Consider the following 19,443-nt stretch of genomic DNA (forward strand, 5'->3'; position numbering starts at 1 on the left):
CGATCGCCACCGAGGCGGTTTTTTGAAAGAGCAAATGCCAAAGGGCCGCCCGAAAGGCGGCCCTTGAAGTATGGAATATAGCGGGCCCCTATTCCTTCGTTGCGCCCGCCATCAGGCCGCTCATCAACATACGCTGCAGGGCTGTAAACATGACGAGCACGGGCAGCACCGAAAGCACCGACATCGACAGCAGCCTCGGCCAGTTGATACCGAAGCGCCCGACCGTATTGGCAAGCGCGACCTGGACTGTCCATTTGTCCTGGTCACTGATGATCAGGAAAGGCCAAAGATAATCGTTCCAGCGCCATACGAGATTGAAGGCGAGCAGCGTGCCGATCGCAGGTATGGCGAGCGGAACAATGATCCGCCACAGGATTCGCCATTCCGGCGTGCCGTCGAGTCGTGCCGCCTCCAGAAGACTGTCAGGAATGTTGGTGATGTATTGGCGCATGAGGAAGACCCCGGTCGGGGTTGCCGCCGGCGCAATAATGATGCCTGCCAGCGTGTCGAGAAGATTGAGATCCCGCAGCACCAGAAAGACCGGGATCATGATGATCTGCAATGGCACCATCAACGACGACATGATGAGCAGGAAGAAAAGTGTGTCTCCCTTGAACCGAAATTTCGCGAGCGCGTAGCCAGCCATGACGCTGATGGTGACGGACAGTAGCGCCGAGAGCACGGAGACAATGGCCGAATTACGGAAGAAGATGAGGAACTTCGCGCGCGACACCGTATCGACAAAATTCTGCAAGGTCGGCTGGGCCGGCAAAATCGTTGGCGGCCACTGGAAGATCTCCTGTTGTGATTTCAACGAAGACAGGAAAAGCCAGATCGGCGGCATCAGGAAGACGAACAAGGTCAGCACGACAAAGGCCAGTCGCCAGGGAGAATAGATGCGTGTCATTTCTCGCTCCGCGATACGCGCAACTGGAAGATCGTGAGGAACAGCAGGATGATGAACAGCACCACGGATTGGGCGGCCGCAACGCCAGCCTGCATCGGTTTTTGGAACGCGGTGTCGTAGATCGTCTGTATGAGATAGACCGTTGCCTTGCCCGGCCCGCCGCCCGTCAGCGATACGACGAGTTCGTAGACCTTGAAGGCCTCGATAGAGGAGAGGACCAGGACGACAGCGAGCGTCGGCTTTAAGAGCGGCAAGGTGATATGGGTGAATTGCCGCCACTTGCTGGTGCCGTCGATCGAGGCCGCCTCGTAGTAATCAGTAGAAATCGCGGTCAGGCCTGCAATGAAGATCATCATATTGAAGCCGGCTTGCGCCCACACCCAGGCGATGACGACGGCGATCTGAGCCATCGTGTCCTGTTCGAGCCATGGGACCGGGGCGAAGCCGATTAACGAGAGCAGGTAGTTCACGAGGCCGTTATTGAGGCCGAAGAGCCATCGCCAGGCAACGCCGATGATCAGCAGGCTGATCATCGACGGGAAGAAGACGATCGTGCGGACGAAGGCAAACAGCCTGGTCTGTGGCGCCAGCAGCAGAGCCAGCGCCAACGAGACGACAATGTTCAGCGGAACCGCGATGATCACGAAAAGAACGGTCTTGAGCAATGAAACCTGAAAATCGGCATTGCTTAGAAGCCCGATAAAGTTATCCAGGCCGACATATTGCGGCAGCGTGTTGGGCACCTGCGGAACGACGACCACACCCCGCTTGAAGAAGGCCATGAAGAGGCCCTGGACCAGCGGATAGAGCGTGAAGGTGACGAGGAGCGCCATTGTCGGCACCATGAGCAGGTAGGGCCACCCGAGGCTTGTCAGGCTGCCGCGCAGGCCTTTCGGCACCGGGTGGGGACCCAGTGCCGAACGGCTGTCTTCCAATATGCCCGTCGTCACTTGCTAGCCTCAAGCGAGGCATCGGCTGCCTTCTTGATCTGCGATATGGCTTCGGCGGAGGTGACCTGACCGGCAACAGCCTGCGTGACGGCTGTCTTCACGGTCCCCCAGACGGCCTGCATCTGCGGCCAGGCCTGGTCGGTCGCAGCGTAGGCAGGGCTGGCGTTCAACTCGGCCTGCATTGCCGTGATCGCTTCGGTGGCGGCCGGATTGTCGTACTTGACAGCTGCTGCCTTCATATTGGCCGGGATCATGCCGAAGGTCTTGGCATATTGTCCCTGGATCTCCGGCGAGGTGATCCATTTGATGAAATCGATCGCTTCCGGAAGATGCTGGCTCGTATTGAAGGCCACGATATAGTCGCCTCCGTAGATCGACGAGGCGACCGTGCCTCGCGGCGTCGGGCCAGCCTGCCACGCAAAATGCGCGTTATCGGCCAATCCGGCGATTTGCCAGCTTCCGGACATATAGGCTACGGCCTGACCGGCTGTGAAGATTTCCTTCGGATTGTCGGAGCTCGCGCCGGACCAGAGACCGGGCGGCATTGCAGCCTTCGTGATGTCGATGAACTTGTCGAGCGTGCTCGTCCACGCTGCCTCGTCCATGACGACCTTTACGGGTTCCTTTTCCGTGTAGATGTGGTTTCCGTACTGATATTCATGAACGATCCAGCGGCTTGCCGAAACGTCCCAGACGAGCGGATAGCGGGTACCGGACTTTTCTGCGACTTCCTTGATCTTGGGAACGAACTCATCCCACGTCCAACCGGTCGCGTGGTCCGGGACGGCAACGCCGGCCTTCTTGAAGGCGTCAACGTTTAGGAAGATGCCCGTCGAGGTCACACGCAACGGCGCGGCGATGACCTTGTCGTCGAGCTTGGCGCCATCACCCCAACCTTTGACGAAGTCGTTGATCCATTCAGGGCCGATCTCCTTTTTGAGGTCGACGAGGAACGGACGGATGACCGGCTCCATCGATGAGGTGAGCGACAGATCCGGCATGATGCCGGAGGCGGCGTACTGCTGGAATTTCTGGACCATCCCATCATAAGGGGTGATCTCGAGGTCGAACGTCGTGTCCGGGTGGAGTTTTGTGTACTGATCGAGCAAGGCGCGCGTGTTCGCCTCTTCCTGGTCGTTGTCGACATACCAGACGATCTTCAGTTCGGATGCTGCCGCAAGCGAAATCGTCATCGCCAGGGCGCCTGCCGTCATCATCAATGTCTTGAGCGGTTTCATAGGGTTCCCCTTTTTGCTCCTCAAACTCTGGCAACGACCAGCCTCCAAATCTCCCTTTGGCCGATCGTTTGTTCGTAACCATGACGAATTAAATACGAGTTTTCGGCGGTGTCAACACAAACAAGATTGACAGGATGAATTAGTTCGTCCTGTTGACGAATAAAATGACGTGGCTTAATCATCCCCAGAGCAACGAGGATCGCCAATGGATATTTCAATCGAGCCCGATGGCGCTGACCTGCAGCAATCCATCGACAGTCTGGTGCGCGCTGGCGGGGGAACGCTTCTGCTGCAGCCGGGTCGGCACATTACGGGGCCAATTCGCCTGTTCAGCGGTGTGACACTGTCAATCGGGCTGGGCGCTACACTCGAGTTCGTCCCTGATTACGAGCTTTATGCAGGAAATTCGGTGAGCGTCATCGCCGAGAAGTCCGATCGCGCCTATATCGTTGCGCAGGAGGCCCATGATGTCGCGATCGTCGGCGACGGCAAGATCCTCGCCTCGGGCGCCGCCTTCAGCACCGGCTTTGACCAGACGGTCGGCACCTATACGCCGAGCGAAAAACGCCCACGAGTCCTGGTGTTCGAGGACTGCAGCAAGATTAGGCTGGAAGGCTTTGTCATCGAAGATTCGCCGATGTGGACGGTCCACCTCGTGCGTTCCCTTGATGTGGTTGTCGAGAGCATCACGGTGCTTAACAATCGACAACTCCCGAATACGGACGGGATCGTCATCGACAGCTGTGCAAAGGTCGCCGTGCGACGTGTCATCATCAAAACGGCGGACGATGGCGTCTGCCTCAAGACGAGCCGCAGCGGCAAGGGCATCGCACGCTGCGAGGAGGTCGAAGTTTCGGACTGCCATGTCGAGAGCAACAGTTGCGCATTGAAGATCGGAACGGAGAGTTTTGGTGACATCCGCCATGTCGCTTTCACGCGTTGCGAGGTCCACGATTCCAATCGCGCCCTCGGCATTTTCTCGCGTGATGGCGGAGCGATTGAAGATATTGCCTTCTCGGACATAGATATCGATTGCCACGAAACGCCCGATGGTTTCTGGGGCTCTGGTGAGCCGCTCACAATTACCCAGCTCGATCGCCGGCCGGAGACGCCTGCTGGCGTCGTGAGCAACGTCCGCATCGAGAACGTGACGGGGAACTGCCAGGGTCCGATCAACCTCTTTGCAGAGCGAAGCGGCGGAATTACGGGAATGAGCCTCAACAACATCAAGTTGACGATTGAGGAAGGCTCCCTGGGAACAGCGAGGCAATATGACCTGCGCCCCACGAGTGCCGACCTATCTCCGCCCAAGGATCACGAGGGACGTGGCAATGCCTGGCTGCGGGGAGCCGACGGAAAAATTGTCGGCCTCGTCGATTACCCAGCGGGCATGCCGGCGCTCTTCGCGCACAATATCGCCGGGCTCACGTTCGAGAACATCGAAATCCAGCGACCGGAACCTCTGCCAAACGGCTGGAGCACAGAGACCCTTTGCATCGAGTAATCGATAAAGGTCGATCATGCCAGGAATAGCCGGGCGCGGGACGTGACGGTCGATGCATGCGAAGAAGCGCGTCCACGACCTCGGATTATGGTTGCCCCGAAGCCGGTGGACGTCTCCAAGGGCTGAGACGGATTGGACTTACCGATCAAGCGGGACGTGCGTAAGGCTCCACAGGATCGCTATGTTGAAGACCAGCCGCCTGAAGGATTGCAACGGCGGCAGCTTGATGCCGCCCAATTGATTGCCGCGTGTTCGGTTTTCTCAGGTTTTCACCAAACTTAACTGTCAGCCTACATCCGGCCTCCTAAAATCCGGGAGACGCCGAGCCCCAAAACCATGTGAAGTAGATGCTAAACCGCATCCCGCGACGGAGGCAGGCAGTCGTCTTTAACGATGGAGGCCAGCATGCTCAACAAAGCCTTTGACGCCCAATGCTCTGCCGTAAAGGTGCACTGCACCGATGCGGCGCAACAGCGGAAAGCCGGTTTGACGCTTTTCGCGCTCGCCTTGGGAAGCTTCTGCATCGGCACATCCGAATTCGCAAGCATGGGGATCTTGCAGCTGTTTGCGGCAAGTCTGGGGATCGATCTGCCCGCGGCCACGAACGCGATTACGGCATATGCCTTTGGTGTCGTCATCGGCGCGCCGCTTGTCACGCTAGCCGCCGCTCGCCTGAACCGACGAACGCTGCTTCTATTACTCATGACCCTCTTCGTGTGCGGAAACATCCTCTCAGCTTTGGCGACAGACCTCCGGATGTTTGCGGTGGCTCGTTTCATCAGCGGCGTACCTCAAGGAGCCTATTTTGGGGCAGGAGCGGTGGTTGCGTCGTACATTGTCGGGCCCGGACACGGAGGCAAGGCATTTGCGCTCGTCATGAGCGGCCTGACGATCGCCACGATCGTCGGATCACCCCTCGCCACCTTCCTTGGCCAAAATCTCGGATGGCGCAATACCTACTTCGCCGTCGCGTCTCTCGGCGTCTTGTCAACGCTGACGCTTTGGTTCTGGGTCCCAAAGACAAGCTCCTTGGATGGCGGCTCCGTCGCCCGGGAGCTCGCTTCTCTCGGCAGATCGTCAGTCTGGTTGATGATGATGGTGGCCGCGCTTGGCGTAGCAAGCATCTTTGCCGTCTACACCTTCATCGGTGTTTTCGTGACCGACGTCGTTGACATAGGGGCGGAATGGATTCCCGTTGCCCTTGCCCTGTTCGGCATCGGCATGACGGTGGGGAACCTGGTGGGCGGCAGGATTGCCGACGTGCACCCGGCGCGCGGCATTGTAGTCGGCTTTGGAAGCGCCATCATCGTGCTTGCGATTTTGGCCAGTTTCGGCTCGAACATCCCCACGCTCTTCGTCGGGCTTTTCTGCGTGGGAGCAACAATGATGACCGCGATCCCGACAATCCAGGTCCGCCTCACAAGACTTGCGCCGGAAGCCCCGACCTTGATGGGCGCCATGAACCTCGCCGCCCTCAATGTTGCGAATGCCATCGGCGCTTGGGCGGGTGGGCTGGCCATCGGCAACGGCTTCGGCTTACTGTCGGCAGTATGGGCCGGGTTCTGCCTCACACTCCTGGGCTTAGCAGTATTCGCGCTGATCGTGCGTGGTAGCCCCCAGACAGCGTTAGCGCATTGAGGCGACCTAGGGCACCGATAGAGTTTTCAAGTCAGGCCGGCTGACGTACTGATCGCCGGCCGACCGGATTGGCCGGAGCCATCAATTGCAGCAGATCAAGGATCTCTACCGTGAACATTTCCAATTACCCTTGATGAGTCAGGCCGTTCCAGGCTGGCAAGAACGGTTCACGGCGGAGATTTCGCTAGGACGCCGCCGCTACCGTTTTCCGGCTCAGGATGCCGATCACGAGGGCGCCGCACAGCGCGGCAATAGCTGCAAAGCCGAACACCCCGGGCAACCCCTGTGCTTCGACAGTGAGGCCTCCAATAGCCGCCCCACTCGAAATGGCGACCTGGAAGGTGGTCAACATCAACGCACCAGCGCTTTCTGCTTCGTCGGATGCTGCCTGCGTGACGAAGCTCTGGACGCTCACCGGCAGGGCGCCGAAGGCAAACCCCCACAGTGCGGTCGCGACGAAAGCAACGCTTGGAAGGCTGCCGGCCAGCGCTAGCGCCAATGTTGTCGCAGCGATCCCGGTAGCCGCGATGACGATGGACAGTGCCGTGTTGCGCTCGGAAACAAAACCGCCAAACAGATTGCCGAGGAAACCGCCGATCCCGAAGGCCAGCAGAACCGCCGATATCCCCTCGACCCCAAAATGTGGAACGGTTTCGAGGAAGGGCCGAATGAAGGTGAAACCAGCGAAATGACCGGCGACCACCAGCAAGACGGTCAGAAGGCCCAGTCTGATTGCCGGGCGGCGTAGCACCATGGCCATCGTGCCCAATCCTGCAGCGCCGACGGACGGCATCGCAGGTAGGGTTAGGAGTTGGGTCATGAAGGCAAGACCGCCGACCGCAGCCGCGATGACAAATGCAAAACGCCAGCCATAGACTTCTCCGACCCAGGCACCGACGGGTGCAGCGCAAACCGTTGCAACGGATACGCCGGTCATGATGATCGCCATCGCCCGCGGCATCAGCCGCTCGGGAACAAGCCGCATGGCGAGCGCCAGCGACAAGGCCCAGAAGCCGCCGAGCGCGATCCCCAGCAACCCTCGAGCAACGAGAAGCGTCGCGAGCCCATCGGCGAATGCCGCCAGGAGACTGGAAATGATGAGCAGGGCGGTCAATCCGAGCAGAGTGAGACGACGGTCAAACCGGCTGGTGCCAATGACAATTGCAGGACCTGCGATCGCGCCGATCACAGCGGTCATGGTCACCGACTGGCCGGCAGCGCCGATACTGACGTGAAGATCTTGTGAAATCGGTGTGAGCAGGCTCGCCGGAAGAAACTCAGCCGTTACAAGGCCGAAGACGCCGAGCGAGAGCGATACGACTCCTGCCCAGGCCGGACTGGCCTCCTTGTTGCTGGTATGGAAGCCGTTGGCTTCGGGATTGATGTTCATTGCCGTCTCCAGAAATTGTGCTGACAAGGCTAGACGGCTCGCGCTGGTGTTTCTATGCTAGAAAATCTACAAGACATGACCGTTCGTCCAAATAACGAGGACACGATGAGCGACGCACTGACTGAAATGATGCGGGGGCTTCGTCTTGACGGCGTCGACTACGGCCGTTGCCAGCCGTCGGCCCCGTGGGCGACTGCCTTTCCGACAAAGGATGAAGCGCAGTTTCATTTTCTGGCGGCCGGAGAGGCATTCGTGCAGACGCCGGACGGAGAATGGATGGAAATGCACCCGGGTGATGCGGTCCTGCTGCCGCGGGGCGATGCCCATGTGCTTGCAAGTGCGCCAGGCATAGTGCCGACGCCCGTCGAAGCCCTGCCGCGCAAGGCGGTCTGCGATGGCATCGTCGATCTGCAATGCCCCTGTGCGGATAGCAAGAACCTGCTGTTCTTCGCGGTCATGCGTTTCAATGTCGACAAGCGGCATCCGTTGCTGCAACTGATGCCCGATGTGATGCGCACAAGCGATCTTGCGGCCAGCGAACCTTCGATTCCGGCCCTGCTCGATGCGATGATGCGCGAGGTCGATATGAACCGCGTCGGGGCTGGCGGCATCCTCGCCCGGCTTGCGGATGTTCTGACCGCGACGATCATCCGCGCTTGGGTGGAGCATGGTTGCGGCGACTCCTCTGGATGGTTGACCGCCGTTCGCAATCCCGATGTGGGCCGGGTCCTGGCAGCGATCCATCTCGATCCGTCCCATGACTGGACGGTGGACGAACTCGCTCGCAAGATGGGCGCCTCCCGCTCCGGGTTCGCAGAGCGCTTCGCCAGAACCGTTGGTGAGACACCCGCTCGGTACGTCGCCCGCATGCGCATGCACCAGGCGCATCAATGGCTGCGGGAAGGGCAGCGCGTGGCTACGATTGCCGAACGTCTTGGCTATGAATCGGAGGCGTCATTCAGCCGGGCGTTCAAACGCATCATCGGCGCCCCGCCCATGACGTTCCGAGGACGACCGCAGGATGGTCGCGCTTCCTCGCCGGAGCGTCTCATTTGATGGGAACCTAAGCGCCGAAACGCCATGACTTAGTAGCAGTGCTCCGGTCCCTCCGGCGAGATTGCCAGAGCCCAGCGCTATTCCCGGAAGTCACGTGATCGATCGAGATCATAACCGGGAATCTGACGAAGCGTCGGCGTGCCTCGTGATGGGCAGCCGACAGTCGAAGTAATCGGCCTCGCCCTCCTTCCTAGCCTCGATAGGCCCGCTCGAGATCGGTGATGACGATCTTCTTCATCTTATACATTGCCTGTAATACCCGTCCTGCCTTCTCCTTGTCGGGGTCGGAGACCATCCGCAGCAGGATCGATGGCGAGACCTGCCAGTAGACGCCGAACTTATCCGTCAGCCAGCCACAAGGCTGTTCCTTGCCGCCTCCAGACGTCAACGCGTTCCAGTAATAGTCGGTTTCCGCCTGGTCGTCGGTTTCGACCAGGAAGGAAAACGCCTCATTGTACGGCACATGAGAGTGAGCGTTCAGAGCGGCTATCGGCAAGCCCTCCAGTTCGAAGCGGACAACCGACAACTCAGGATCAGGCAGATCGATGCGCCCGAGTATCCTCGATCCCTTGAAGACCGACGTGTAGAACTCCATGGCCTCCTCGGCCTGAGACGCGAACCAGAGATGGGGATAGATTTTCATACGGCTTCTCCTTCAGTCGAGGCGACCGGCAGCCCGGCCATTGTCGGCCTGGATCAATGACCCATCCCAATCACGCTCAAAGCCGATGTCCTGCAGTCGGTGGTTGGAAAGGCGTACAAGATATCCCATCGTCCAGCGGTGCCTGATGCCCGCGACCAAGCGAACCACCTGTTGGATGGTCGCTGTACGAAGCGGTTCGAGCGCCGCCATGGATAGCGGGGCGGGCTCAGCGGTATTGAGACCGCAACTTCCATTTTGAGCGAGAGTAATAGTCACAGCAATCTCCATTTCTAGAACCTGACGTTGCCATTCGCGAGATCGAGAAAGGCGTTGTCGATGGCCGAGAGTGCGCTGCTCCTGGCTGGACGACAAACGAATATTCGTGCAGGATTTGTGAGCAATAATCACAGGTGAACCGATGCCGAGACGACTTCCGCCTCTCACCACGCTTCCGGCCTTCGACGCTGCGGCCCGCCATCTGAGCTTCACCAAAGCAGCGGCAGAACTCCATGTGACGCATGGAGCTGTCAGTCGTGCCATCCGCAACTTGGAGGAACAGCTCGGCACCCGGCTTTTTGAACGGGGAACCCGCTCCGTCCAACTGACGTCGGAAGGTGCCGCCTATGCTGCGGAGATCGGCGCAGCGCTGGATCGGATAGGTTCTGCGACAATCGTCGCAAGCGCGCCCAAATCAGCAGGCGTCCTCAATGTCAGCACGTCGGACGGCTTTGCCGGCCGGTGGCTTGTGCCGCGGCTCCATCGCTTCCATCGCGCCAACCGTGACATCGATGTGCGTCTGTCGACGTCCGGCACGTTTTCGGATTTCATCAGAGACGGAATTGACATCGCGATCCGCTACGGCGCCGGAGGATATGAGGGCGTGATATCGGAGTTCCTGGCTGAGGAAGAGGTTTCGCCTGTCTGCAGTCCGGAGCTGCTGCAGGGGGAGCATGCGCTGCGAACACCCAACGACCTCAAGCATCACAGACTCATCCACGACAACTTCCGCATCGACTGGGCGACCTGGCTCCGGGCCGCGGGTCTGGACGATATCAACCCCAATAACGGGGTAAGGTACGAGTCTGCGGCCTATGCCGTAGAAGCGGCGGTGCATGGCGAAGGCGTGCTCCTGGGCAGGAGCGCGCTCGTCTCTGCCGACCTGGCGGCTGGCCGACTTGTGCGGCCTTTTGACCTCGCGCTGAAATCCAGATGGAACTACTATGTCGTCTACCCGGACGGCGCCCTGCGTCAGCGGAAAGTCAGAGCATTCCGCGACTGGCTGTTCAGCGAAATGGTGGTCGGCTGAACTGGAAGCCCACAGAACGCGATAGCGCTAGCCAGAAGCCGGGTTCCGAACGCGCAAAAGCCAAGATGTTCGCGGCAATCAATCTCCCACGACAAAATTGACAAGGCGGTCTGGTACCGCGATTTCTTTTCTAATCTGCTTGCCTTCGAGCAGCGCACTTACGCGCGGATCGTTCTTGACGACAATCAGAAGCGCGGCAGCAGACAGCCCGGGAGCGGCGAACACTTTGTGACGCAGCTTACCATTAATTTGAACAGCGTATTCGCGACGCTCGTCTTCAGCCAGAGTTTCATCGAATGACGGCCACGGGGCATAGGCAAGTGAGGTCTTGTGACCCAGCATGCACCATAATTCCTCGCAGATATGAGGCGCGAAAGGAGCCAGCAGCAACACGAAAGTTTCCACCGCCGCCCGCGGCCTTTGATCCAGCGCGATCAATGTGTTCGACATCTCCATCAGCTTGGAAATCGCTGTGTTGAACCGCATCGCGTCGATATCCTCACTGACCGCGCGCACACTCTTGTGCATCAGGCGAACGATATCGCCTGTGGGCGGGGTATCGCTGATCTGGTCGCTGAGGCTGTCGGCTTCGTTGGCGATCATGCGCCAGACCCGGTGCAGGAAGCGACTGACGCCGGCGACGCCCGACATCTGCCACGGCTTGGCGACGTCGAGCGGGCCCATGAACATCTCGTACAGCCGCATGGAATCGGCACCATAGAGATCGATCACCTCGTCCGGATTGACCACATTGACCTTGGACTTGGACATCTTCTCCACCTGCTGGCTCACCGGCATCTCACCGGCGAACCATCGGCCATTGCGCTCGCGGACATCATTGGGACGGTAATACTTGCCGGTGGCGTCGCGGTAGGAGAAGGCCAGGATCATGCCCTGATTAAACAGTTTCTGGAACGGCTCTTTGGTTGATACGACCCCGATATCGAAGAGCACCTTGTGCCAGAAGCGGGCATAAAGCAGATGCAGTACGGCATGCTCGGCGCCGCCAACGTAGAGATCGACGGGCAGCCAATATTTCTCCACCGCCGGATCGATCGGAGCCAGGGCGTTTTTCGGATCGGCAAAGCGCAGATAATACCAGCAAGAGCCCGCCCATTGGGGCATCGTATTGGTTTCCCGCAGCGCCGCCAGACCGGTAGCGGGATCACTCGTGCGCATCCAGCCCTCGGCCCGCGCCAGTGGAGGTTCGCCTGTTTCGGTCGGCTTGTAGTCGTCGAGCTCCGGTGCCAACAACGGAAGCGCATCCGCTGGCAGGGGTACAATAGCGCCATCCGTCCGGTGCAGGATCGGGAAAGGCTCGCCCCAATAGCGTTGGCGCGAAAACAGCCAGTCGCGCAGGCGATATTGCTTGCGGCCTCGCCCCACGCCCTGCTCTTCAACCCAGGCAATAGCGGCCCGCTTTGCCGTTGGTGTGTCGAGACCGGTCCAGGGACCCGAATTGATCAGCAGGCCCTCACCCTCCCAAGCTTCTTCCTCGATATCAGTTTCCGCCGAGGCTGCGACAACTTCAACGATCGGCAGGCCGAAAGCACGTGCAAATGCGTGGTCGCGACTGTCGTGGGCTGGCACCGCCATGATTGCGCCGGTACCAAAGGCCGTCAGCACGTAATCGGCGATCCATACCGGCATTGGTGTGCCGGTGGCAGGATTGACGGCATATGCGCCGGTGAATACGCCGGTCTTGTCGCGCTCCTGCGATTTTTCGACATCACTCTGCGTCGCAGCGCGGGCGAGATAGGCTTGCACCGCCTCTCGCTGCACTGGCGTCGTGATCGCCTCTACCACTGCATGCTGGGGCGACAGCACGAGGAAGGTCGCTCCCCAGATCGTCTCGGGCCGAGTGGTGTAGACGCTGATGCGCTCCCCGCGCCCTCCAATGGCGAAGGCAATCTCTGCTCCTTCCGAACGACCGATCCAGTTGCGCTGCATGGTTTTGATGCCCTCGGGCCAGTCAAGTCCGTCCAGATCTTCCAGCAGACGGTCGGCATAGTCGGTGATCTTGAGCATCCATTGGCGCATGAGGCGGCGCTCGACAGCCTCCCCCGTCTCCACATATTTGCCGTCCTTGACCTCTTCATTGGCCAAAACCGTCCCTTGTGCCGGGCACCAGTTGACCGGCACCTCTGCCTGATAGGCAAGGCCACGTTCGTAGAGCTTGAGGAAGATCCACTGTGTCCAGCGAACAAAATCGGGATCGGTGGTGGAGAGTTCGCGGCTCCAGTCGTAGGAAAAGCCCAGTCGCTGCACCTGGCTTTTGAAGTTGGCAATATTGGTCCTGGTGGTAACGGCGGGGTGTACACCCGTGCGCACTGCATAGCGCTCCGCCGGCAACCCATAGGCATCCCAGCCCATCGGGTGCAGCACGTTGAAACCTGCCATCCGCTTGTAGCGCGCGACGATATCGGTCGCGGTATAGCCCTCCGGATGCCCGACATGCAGGCCTTCGCCAGAGGGGTACGGAAACATGTCGAGTACGTAGTATTTCGGCTTGGAGCGATCTTCGCCGGTTCGGAATGTCGAATTTGTGTGCCAGTAGTTCTGTCACTTGGGCTCAATACGCTTTGGATCGTAAGCCACAATTGCCTCTATCGGTTGATCTGGCCGAAGAGAGCAATAAAAAACCCGCCTCTTCGGCGGGTTGCATCATAAAAGCGCGCACGCTAACCCACCCTCGTCAAGCGAAGGTGCCTAGGAGCAGGATGTGGGCGGCGCTATAATTCATGATTGAACCAGTGCCATGAATTCTATCGAATGTCCACTTGTCGGAACAATCCCGAAGCGGGCCGTTACGGACTCGCATCACTATCGTTCGCGCAACACGCCCATTCTGGCAGCGGAGAACCTGCGAGATTCCGCTGCCCCGATCTGATACAGGCTCTTTCAGTCCCTGGATCCTGAGAGAGGACTTCTTTAGGCAGCCAACGCCCTCCTCCCCCGACCCTAGGGTCACGTCGTCTTGTCCGTAGACGCCTCCTGCCTAGATCCACCAGATGGACGCCAAGCAAACAAAAACCGATGGCAAATCGGTAGGAGCACACCCGCGCAAGCTTCCGCAGCGGCTGAGCGCCGAGATTATAGAGGAAGTCGAGCGCCAGTTGGGCGGGCGCACGCGTGATATTCGCCTCAATGGAGAACTCGCTTATCTTTTTCGCGAACGCTCCTGGCCGCAGGCTTCAAAAATCATCCGCGCCTGGATGGCCTGGGTTATCGTACTCGATGTCCTGGCGCTCGGCCTCAACGCAATCCTGCTCCCAATCGAAACCGTCGAGCCAATGCTGCTTCCAGCAGCCATCCTTCCCCCCGCTGCCATCGTAACGGAGATCGCTTTTCGAAAGCCCCTGGCGCCTTGGCAACATGGCGTATTCCTTCTTTCCGGGGTTTTTCTGATTCTGCTCTCTGTAGCCTTGGTAGGCGTCAACACTGGCGGCGAATTTTATGAACGGCACCTCACCATCATGCTCTTTGTGGCCGTTACCGCCATCGTCATATTTCCCATGCCGTTAAGCTGGGCGATTGCCATGGCTGCTTATGCCCTTGGGATCTACCTCACGTTTCAGCTTCGAAACCCTGATATCGCTGTGGGAAGCGCGATCGCAGGGACGCTGTTTTTCACAGGAGGCGTCGCGGCAACGGTGGTGGCGCGCCGTACCGCGATTATCCTTGCCCAGAAGACCTTCCTGCTCGAGTTGCGGGACCGAAATCGGCTGGCGGATCTGACGGATGCAAATACCCGCCTCGAACTGCTTGCACGAACCGACCCGCTGACAGGCGTCGCAAACAGACGTTCGATGATGGATGCCCTGCAGCGTTGCTGGAAGGACGAACAGGGCGCAAATGCCATTGCGATGCTGATGTGCGATGTCGACGACTTCAAGAGGCTCAACGACAACCTCGGCCACGCCGAGGGTGATCGCTGTCTGGTCAAGGTTGCCGGCATCATTCAGAGCAGCATGAGAGATGAACAGGATCAGGTCGCTCGCTACGGGGGCGAAGAATTTCTGGTTCTTCTTCCAGGGGCCGATGACCGCATCGCCAGATCGATTGCTGCGACAATCCGAAGCCGCGTGGAAGCTGCCTCTCTCCCCAACCCGACATCTCGCGTCATGCCCTACATCACCGTGAGCATCGGAGTGGCAACGGCGTCGCGAGATGGTGACCGTGCGTCGGCGGAGGACCTTCAGCGCCGGGCTGACGCGGCTCTCTACCTCGCTAAGGAAAAAGGCCGGAACTGCGTTGTTTCCTACGGTGACAAGAACGATCAAGCGATGAAATGAGCGGCTCGATTAATTGTCGTTGCGTCGACGGGCAGGCGACGAAGGATAAGTGGCCGGATCCGATCGCCATCTCCAGAACAATTCCCTTTAAATTCAGGATTTAACCCGGGCATCGAACATCCTTCGCCTATAACCCTCAGCCACGCAAGTCTATGATCACGCTGCTAGGGACATTGAACTCCATGCGGCCTTCCCATTCGCACCACAATCCGCTTCACCTCGGACTTTGGTCCGTTTTCGACAAGATTTTTCTGTGCATGATCCAGAGTTATATCTAAATCTGGGGGAGGAAATACTGTGATCTACGAAAAGCGGAATGTTACCGATAGCGAAAAAGAACGGACTCGTTTCGAAAAGGAAGCGGCCGAAGCTCTCAACAGGCATTACCGACGCCCCATCGCGATCTGGTTTTCCTGGCAGCCAGGCCAGAAGCCGAATACGATCGATCTGCGAGCCACTCCCCAAGTTCTAGAGCACGCCGAGGGCCGGGGGCCAGTCATCAGGGATCACTGATTGTCGCTTTTGAGTGCGTCGGGGTTGTGATGGCCAGGACGCTGTCATCGCTGGCGCCACTAGTATCAGGCGACGCGCGATTTCGCAGGTGTGATGCCTCTGCCTTAAACCCTCGAATGGTGACCACGTCTAAGACTAGCCGTCGATCGCAGGGGTCTACGCCTATCGGTTGAAAACCCGCGAAGCTCCTTCCTTCTGCCGATGACAATGCTAGAGTTTCGGTTGGTGACCCGGCTAACATCAGCAGAGTGGTGAATGAAGGCTTTGCTTACAAAGGCCGCGGCGACGGTCATCGTACTGTTCGCACGCGCCGTCACGGCGGTCCGCGCCGTGTGGCCTGAGGGAGGGCTGCCCTCCCGCCCTTGTGTTTATTATGCCAACCACTCCAGCCACGGCGATTTCGTTCTGGTCTGGACGGTACTGCCGCCAAGGCTGCGGCATCGAGCCCGTCCGGTCGCAGGGGCCGAATACTGGCTGAAGTCCTGGCTCAATCGCTTCATCGGCAGCGATGTCTTCAACGCGGTGCTGATTGCGAGGGATCGGGACAAGCGAACGGAAGATCCCGTCACGCAGATGGCCTCGGCCATCGATGCCGGTTCGTCCCTCATTCTCTTCCCGGAGGGTACGCGAAACCAGTCCGACGCACGGCTCCTCCCGTTCAAAAGCGGCATCTTCCATCTGGCGATGGCGCGCCCTGATGTCGATCTCGTGCCGGTCTGGATCAGCAATCTCAACCGCGTCATGCCGAAAGGCGAGATCGTTCCGATACCGCTGATCTGCACGGTTACCTTCGGCAGCGCTTTGAGGATCGCACCGGGAGAAGAGAAGGATGTTTTTCTTGAACGGATGCAGGCCGCTCTCCTGGCCCTGTGTCCGAACACTGTAGGCGGTGGGGAATGAGTGGCGCGAACTCCGATCTTATGACGCTTGTAGCCGGGATCTTCGGCGTGCTCATTGTTGCGTCAGTCATCGGTTACATATTGCAGCAACGCTTCTCGCCGAACGGCTCGAATGCGGCTGTCGAAAACCTAAACGCGCGGATCAAGGCGTGGTGGGTCATGGTCATCCTGATCGGCATCGCTTTCATGGCGGGCCGTATCGGCGTATTGATCCTGTTTGGCTTTTGTTCGTTCGCAGCACTTCGCGAATTCGTAACCCTCATCAATACAAAAAGGGCGGATCACTGGGCGCTTGCGGCAGCCTTTTTCGTTGTCGTTCCGATCCAGTATTTTCTGCTCTGGGCCGAGCAATACGGCATATTTTCAATCTTCATCCCGGTCTACGCCTTCCTGCTGATGCCGATCATCTCGGTCCTGCGGGGCGATACGGAGCGCTTTCTCGTCCGCATCGCGGAAGTCCAGTGGGCCCTGATGATCTGCGTCTTCTGCGCATCCCATGTGCCAGCTCTGCTGACCTTGAAGATACCGGGATATGAGGGCCGCAATGTGCTGTTGATCGCCTTCCTGGTGATCGTCGTCCAGCTCAGCGATGTCCTGCAATATGTCTGGGGCAAACTGTTCGGACGCACAAAGATTGCGCCAAGACTGTCACCATCGAAAACGGTCGAGGGCTTTGTGGGCGGTGTCATCAGTGCGACGCTGATTGGAACGGGCCTCTGGTGGATTACTCCATTTGCACCGCTTCAGGCCGGTCTTCTCGCCCTGGTCATCACGCTGATGGGCTTCTTCGGCGGCCTGGTGATGTCGGCGATCAAGCGCGACCGCGGTGTCAAGGATTGGGGCAATCTCATCGAAGGCCACGGCGGATTGATCGACAGGCTTGATTCCGTCGTCTTCTCTGCACCCATCTTCTTCCATCTTACCCGCTACTGGTGGTCGCTCTGATGCCTGTTTTGCTGCAACGTCTTCTGCGCAGCGGAGTGGTGCACGTCCTGTTTGCCTTTCTGGCGATGGGCAGCTGGGCCGTCTTCGCCAATCGCGCCCACGCCATGCCGGCGCCGCTCTATGCCGGTCTCGTGCAGGGGACGATTTCCGCCGCCCTGACGCTTTTCCTGAAATCGGTGATCGACTGGCTTTCCGTCCGCTTCAGCGGTCCAGCACGATTTTGGGCCCCGCCGCTAATTGCCTGCCTTGGCTCTGCCAGCATTCTGGTGGCGATCCATGCGGCGAGCGGTACGCCGGAAATACTTCGGACCATCGCGCTGCCGTTGCTTGTATCGACGACTTATGCCGCGATCTACAATTATTCGATCTCCGCAAGACGAGGTTTCGACACATGATGGAGACAGCAGACAGGAGGCCCCTGGCAAGCCGCAATACCCGATGGGCGGGCGCCATTGCCCGATGGATGGCCGCACGCGCAATCACGCCGAATCAGATCTCGCAAGCCAGCATGCTCGCTGCGGCAATTGCCGGCAGCACTTTCTATCTGGCGGGACAGACAACAGGCTTGCCGCGTGCGGGCTACCTGCTTCTTGCTGTTCTATTCTGCCAGGCGCGCCTCCTTTGCAACCTGTTCGACGGCATGGTGGCGGTCGAAGGCGGAAAGGGAGAGGCTGACGGTCCTTTCTGGAACGAATTCCCGGATCGCATCGCCGACCTGATGATATTCGCCGGCGTTGGCTATGGCATCGGGATGCCGGGATTGGGCTGGGCCGCCGGCGCTTTCTCCGTGCTGACGGCCTATGTCCGGGAACTCGGCCGCGCCACCGGCAATCCCAGCGACTTCTCCGGCCCGATGGCAAAGCAGCATCGGATGGCAACGATCACGGTGGCGGGATTGGCATCCCTTCTCGAGCCATTATGGGGTTGGCAGAACCAGATTCTGACCATCGGTCTCTGCGTCGTTGCGGCGGGAGCAGCCCTTACAGCGATCCGCCGCTCGAGGACATTGATAGCGCGTCTCAAGCTTCGCTGATGATGCTCTTTGGGTCGACACCCTTCGTGTATGTGTGATGAAGAAAAGCAGCACATGCGAGGTCCTGGACTATGGACCCGAGTGATTTGTAGATTGTCACATCGGCCTTGCTTACCCTGCCCTCGGACGCGCCGGCGAACACTGCTCCTATCTCCGCAAGAACATCGATTTCGGAAACAAGTCCGGCCGCCTTCGCCCTCAGGAATTCAGCGCCTTGCGCGATGACGCCTTCTCGATGGTCAGGAAAAAACCGTGCTCGCTTGACAAGCATTTCGTCGATCTCGGCCGGTCCAGCGTAGCTGGATCCAACAACATTGACATGCGCCCCATCACGAACATCTGCAGAAAAGAGGATCGGATCCCGGGCCGATGTTGTCGTGCAGATTATATCCGCCGTTTCAACCGCGGCCCTCGGGCTTGTTGCGACTTCTATAGAAATGGCAAGTTCCCGGCGAATACGTTCACAAAGATATTGCGCCTTTTCCCGCGATCGTCCCCATATCGCAATGTGCTCAAGTTCACGAACATGCGGGATTGCGAGAGCGTGCTGCCACGCTTGCTCTCCCGTGCCGAGGATCGCAAGCCGTTTGGCGTCTGCGCGAGCCAATATGTCCGTTGCCGCAGCGGAAGCGCAGGCGGTTCTTATCGCGGTGACCGCACCTGCATCGACTAAACAGGTCGGCGCCCCAGTGCTTCGATCGAAGAGCAGGATTGCTCCTTGATGCGATCGACCATGTGCTGCCGCGGATGGGAAGACGCTGACGAGTTTCGCACCGAACCCCGCGCCATCCAGGACACCTGGCATAATGCCGAATAGGTCACCGTTGCCGAGATCGATGACGTTGCGAAGAGGCTGGCGGGATTGTCCCGTCGACAGTCTGATCATGGCCTCTCGCATGAGAGAAATGCACTTCTGGCGTTCTAATCTGTTTGCCACTTCTTCAGGCCCGATCACGATCAAGGTTCGTTCCTTCCTTTTCTTAACCGCAGCCGACATCATTGATGTGGCTCGGCAGTTGCAAGCCGTTGATTAAATTCCGGAGAGGTTAGGCAAAATTACCGATTGAACGATCTTCTCAGCCCGAGACGAGAAATAGAACAGGAGCACCAAAGGGTCAGTAGGAAG

16 protein-coding genes and 1 pseudogene are annotated in these 19,443 nt (G+C 58.9%); 9 read left to right on the forward strand and 8 right to left on the reverse strand.

What is annotated here, in order from left to right; genetic code table 11:
• Positions 1–88 precede the first annotated feature (88 nt).
• From FHT93_RS18245 to FHT93_RS18255, 3 genes are read right to left on the reverse strand one after another with little or no spacing between them, the layout of a single operon-like run.
• The gene (locus FHT93_RS18245; RefSeq protein ID WP_018114657.1) at positions 89–907 is read right to left on the reverse strand and encodes a carbohydrate ABC transporter permease; all 819 of its coding nucleotides are present in this window, start codon (positions 905–907) and stop codon (positions 89–91) included.
• On the reverse strand, positions 904–1,857 hold the full coding sequence (locus FHT93_RS18250) for a sugar ABC transporter permease (RefSeq protein WP_183848766.1): 954 nt from the start codon (positions 1,855–1,857) through the stop codon (positions 904–906). Before FHT93_RS18250 ends, FHT93_RS18245 begins: the two co-directional genes overlap by 4 nt.
• Positions 1,854–3,095, reverse strand: a complete 1,242-nt coding sequence (locus FHT93_RS18255) for an extracellular solute-binding protein (protein WP_018114659.1) — start codon at positions 3,093–3,095, stop codon at positions 1,854–1,856. The genes FHT93_RS18250 and FHT93_RS18255 overlap by 4 nt, the downstream gene beginning before the upstream one ends.
• Positions 3,096–3,300: 205 nt before the next feature.
• Between FHT93_RS18255 and FHT93_RS18260 the strand changes: the two genes are divergently transcribed.
• A complete protein-coding gene (locus FHT93_RS18260; RefSeq protein ID WP_183848768.1) occupies positions 3,301–4,599 on the forward strand; it encodes a glycosyl hydrolase family 28 protein in 1,299 nt (432 codons plus the stop codon).
• A 405-nt stretch (positions 4,600–5,004) separates the two neighbouring features.
• Positions 5,005–6,237 carry an MFS transporter gene (locus FHT93_RS18265; protein WP_183848770.1) on the forward strand — a complete coding sequence of 411 codons (1,233 nt, stop codon included), beginning with the start codon at positions 5,005–5,007 and terminating at the stop codon, positions 6,235–6,237.
• A gap of 184 nt (positions 6,238–6,421) precedes the next feature.
• Here the strand turns inward: FHT93_RS18265 and FHT93_RS18270 are convergent, their stop codons facing one another.
• Complete coding sequence (locus FHT93_RS18270) at positions 6,422–7,627, reverse strand: MFS transporter (RefSeq protein ID WP_183848772.1); 1,206 nt, start codon at positions 7,625–7,627, stop codon at positions 6,422–6,424.
• A gap of 105 nt (positions 7,628–7,732) precedes the next feature.
• Between FHT93_RS18270 and FHT93_RS18275 the strand changes: the two genes are divergently transcribed.
• Positions 7,733–8,683, forward strand: a complete 951-nt coding sequence (locus tag FHT93_RS18275; RefSeq protein ID WP_183848774.1) for an AraC family transcriptional regulator — start codon at positions 7,733–7,735, stop codon at positions 8,681–8,683.
• Positions 8,684–8,873: 190 nt separating this feature from the next.
• Here the strand turns inward: FHT93_RS18275 and FHT93_RS18280 are convergent, their stop codons facing one another.
• Both FHT93_RS18280 and FHT93_RS18285 read right to left on the reverse strand, forming a co-directional pair.
• The gene (locus FHT93_RS18280; RefSeq protein WP_183848777.1) at positions 8,874–9,326 is read right to left on the reverse strand and encodes a VOC family protein; all 453 of its coding nucleotides are present in this window, start codon (positions 9,324–9,326) and stop codon (positions 8,874–8,876) included.
• Between the two features lie 12 nt (positions 9,327–9,338).
• Positions 9,339–9,602, reverse strand: a complete 264-nt coding sequence (locus FHT93_RS18285; protein WP_348649775.1) for a hypothetical protein — start codon at positions 9,600–9,602, stop codon at positions 9,339–9,341.
• 142 nt (positions 9,603–9,744) lie between these two features.
• On the opposite strand from FHT93_RS18285, the gene gcvA reads away from it, so the two are divergent.
• Positions 9,745–10,632, forward strand: a complete 888-nt coding sequence (gcvA, locus tag FHT93_RS18290) for a transcriptional regulator GcvA (RefSeq protein ID WP_183848779.1) — start codon at positions 9,745–9,747, stop codon at positions 10,630–10,632.
• 78 nt (positions 10,633–10,710) lie between these two features.
• Here the strand turns inward: gcvA and leuS are convergent.
• Positions 10,711–13,230: pseudogene (leuS, locus tag FHT93_RS18295) on the reverse strand (leucine--tRNA ligase).
• 413 nt (positions 13,231–13,643) lie between these two features.
• Between leuS and FHT93_RS18300 the strand changes: the two are divergent.
• From FHT93_RS18300 to FHT93_RS18320, 5 genes are all read left to right on the forward strand, one after another.
• Positions 13,644–14,927 (forward strand): GGDEF domain-containing protein, encoded by a 1,284-nt coding sequence (locus tag FHT93_RS18300; protein ID WP_183848781.1) that lies wholly within the window; start codon positions 13,644–13,646, stop codon positions 14,925–14,927.
• A 768-nt stretch (positions 14,928–15,695) separates the two neighbouring features.
• Complete coding sequence (locus FHT93_RS18305) at positions 15,696–16,340, forward strand: lysophospholipid acyltransferase family protein (RefSeq protein ID WP_018114117.1); 645 nt, start codon at positions 15,696–15,698, stop codon at positions 16,338–16,340.
• Complete coding sequence (locus FHT93_RS18310; protein ID WP_112542588.1) at positions 16,337–17,284, forward strand: phosphatidate cytidylyltransferase; 948 nt, start codon at positions 16,337–16,339, stop codon at positions 17,282–17,284. The genes FHT93_RS18305 and FHT93_RS18310 overlap by 4 nt, the downstream gene beginning before the upstream one ends.
• Positions 17,284–17,679: a hypothetical protein gene (locus FHT93_RS18315; protein ID WP_112970472.1), complete on the forward strand. Its 396-nt coding sequence runs from the start codon at positions 17,284–17,286 to the stop codon at positions 17,677–17,679. Before FHT93_RS18310 ends, FHT93_RS18315 begins: the two co-directional genes overlap by 1 nt.
• Positions 17,676–18,317, forward strand: a complete 642-nt coding sequence (locus tag FHT93_RS18320; protein WP_183848783.1) for a CDP-alcohol phosphatidyltransferase family protein — start codon at positions 17,676–17,678, stop codon at positions 18,315–18,317. The genes FHT93_RS18315 and FHT93_RS18320 overlap by 4 nt, the downstream gene beginning before the upstream one ends.
• Here the strand turns inward: FHT93_RS18320 and FHT93_RS18325 are convergent.
• On the reverse strand, positions 18,304–19,317 hold the full coding sequence (locus tag FHT93_RS18325; RefSeq protein ID WP_210299324.1) for an ornithine cyclodeaminase family protein: 1,014 nt from the start codon (positions 19,315–19,317) through the stop codon (positions 18,304–18,306). The genes FHT93_RS18320 and FHT93_RS18325 overlap by 14 nt on opposite strands.
• Between the last annotated feature and the right edge of the window lie 126 nt (positions 19,318–19,443).

This window comes from Rhizobium sp. BK379 (genome assembly GCF_014193955.1).
In the GTDB taxonomy this organism is placed as follows: domain Bacteria; phylum Pseudomonadota; class Alphaproteobacteria; order Rhizobiales; family Rhizobiaceae; genus Rhizobium.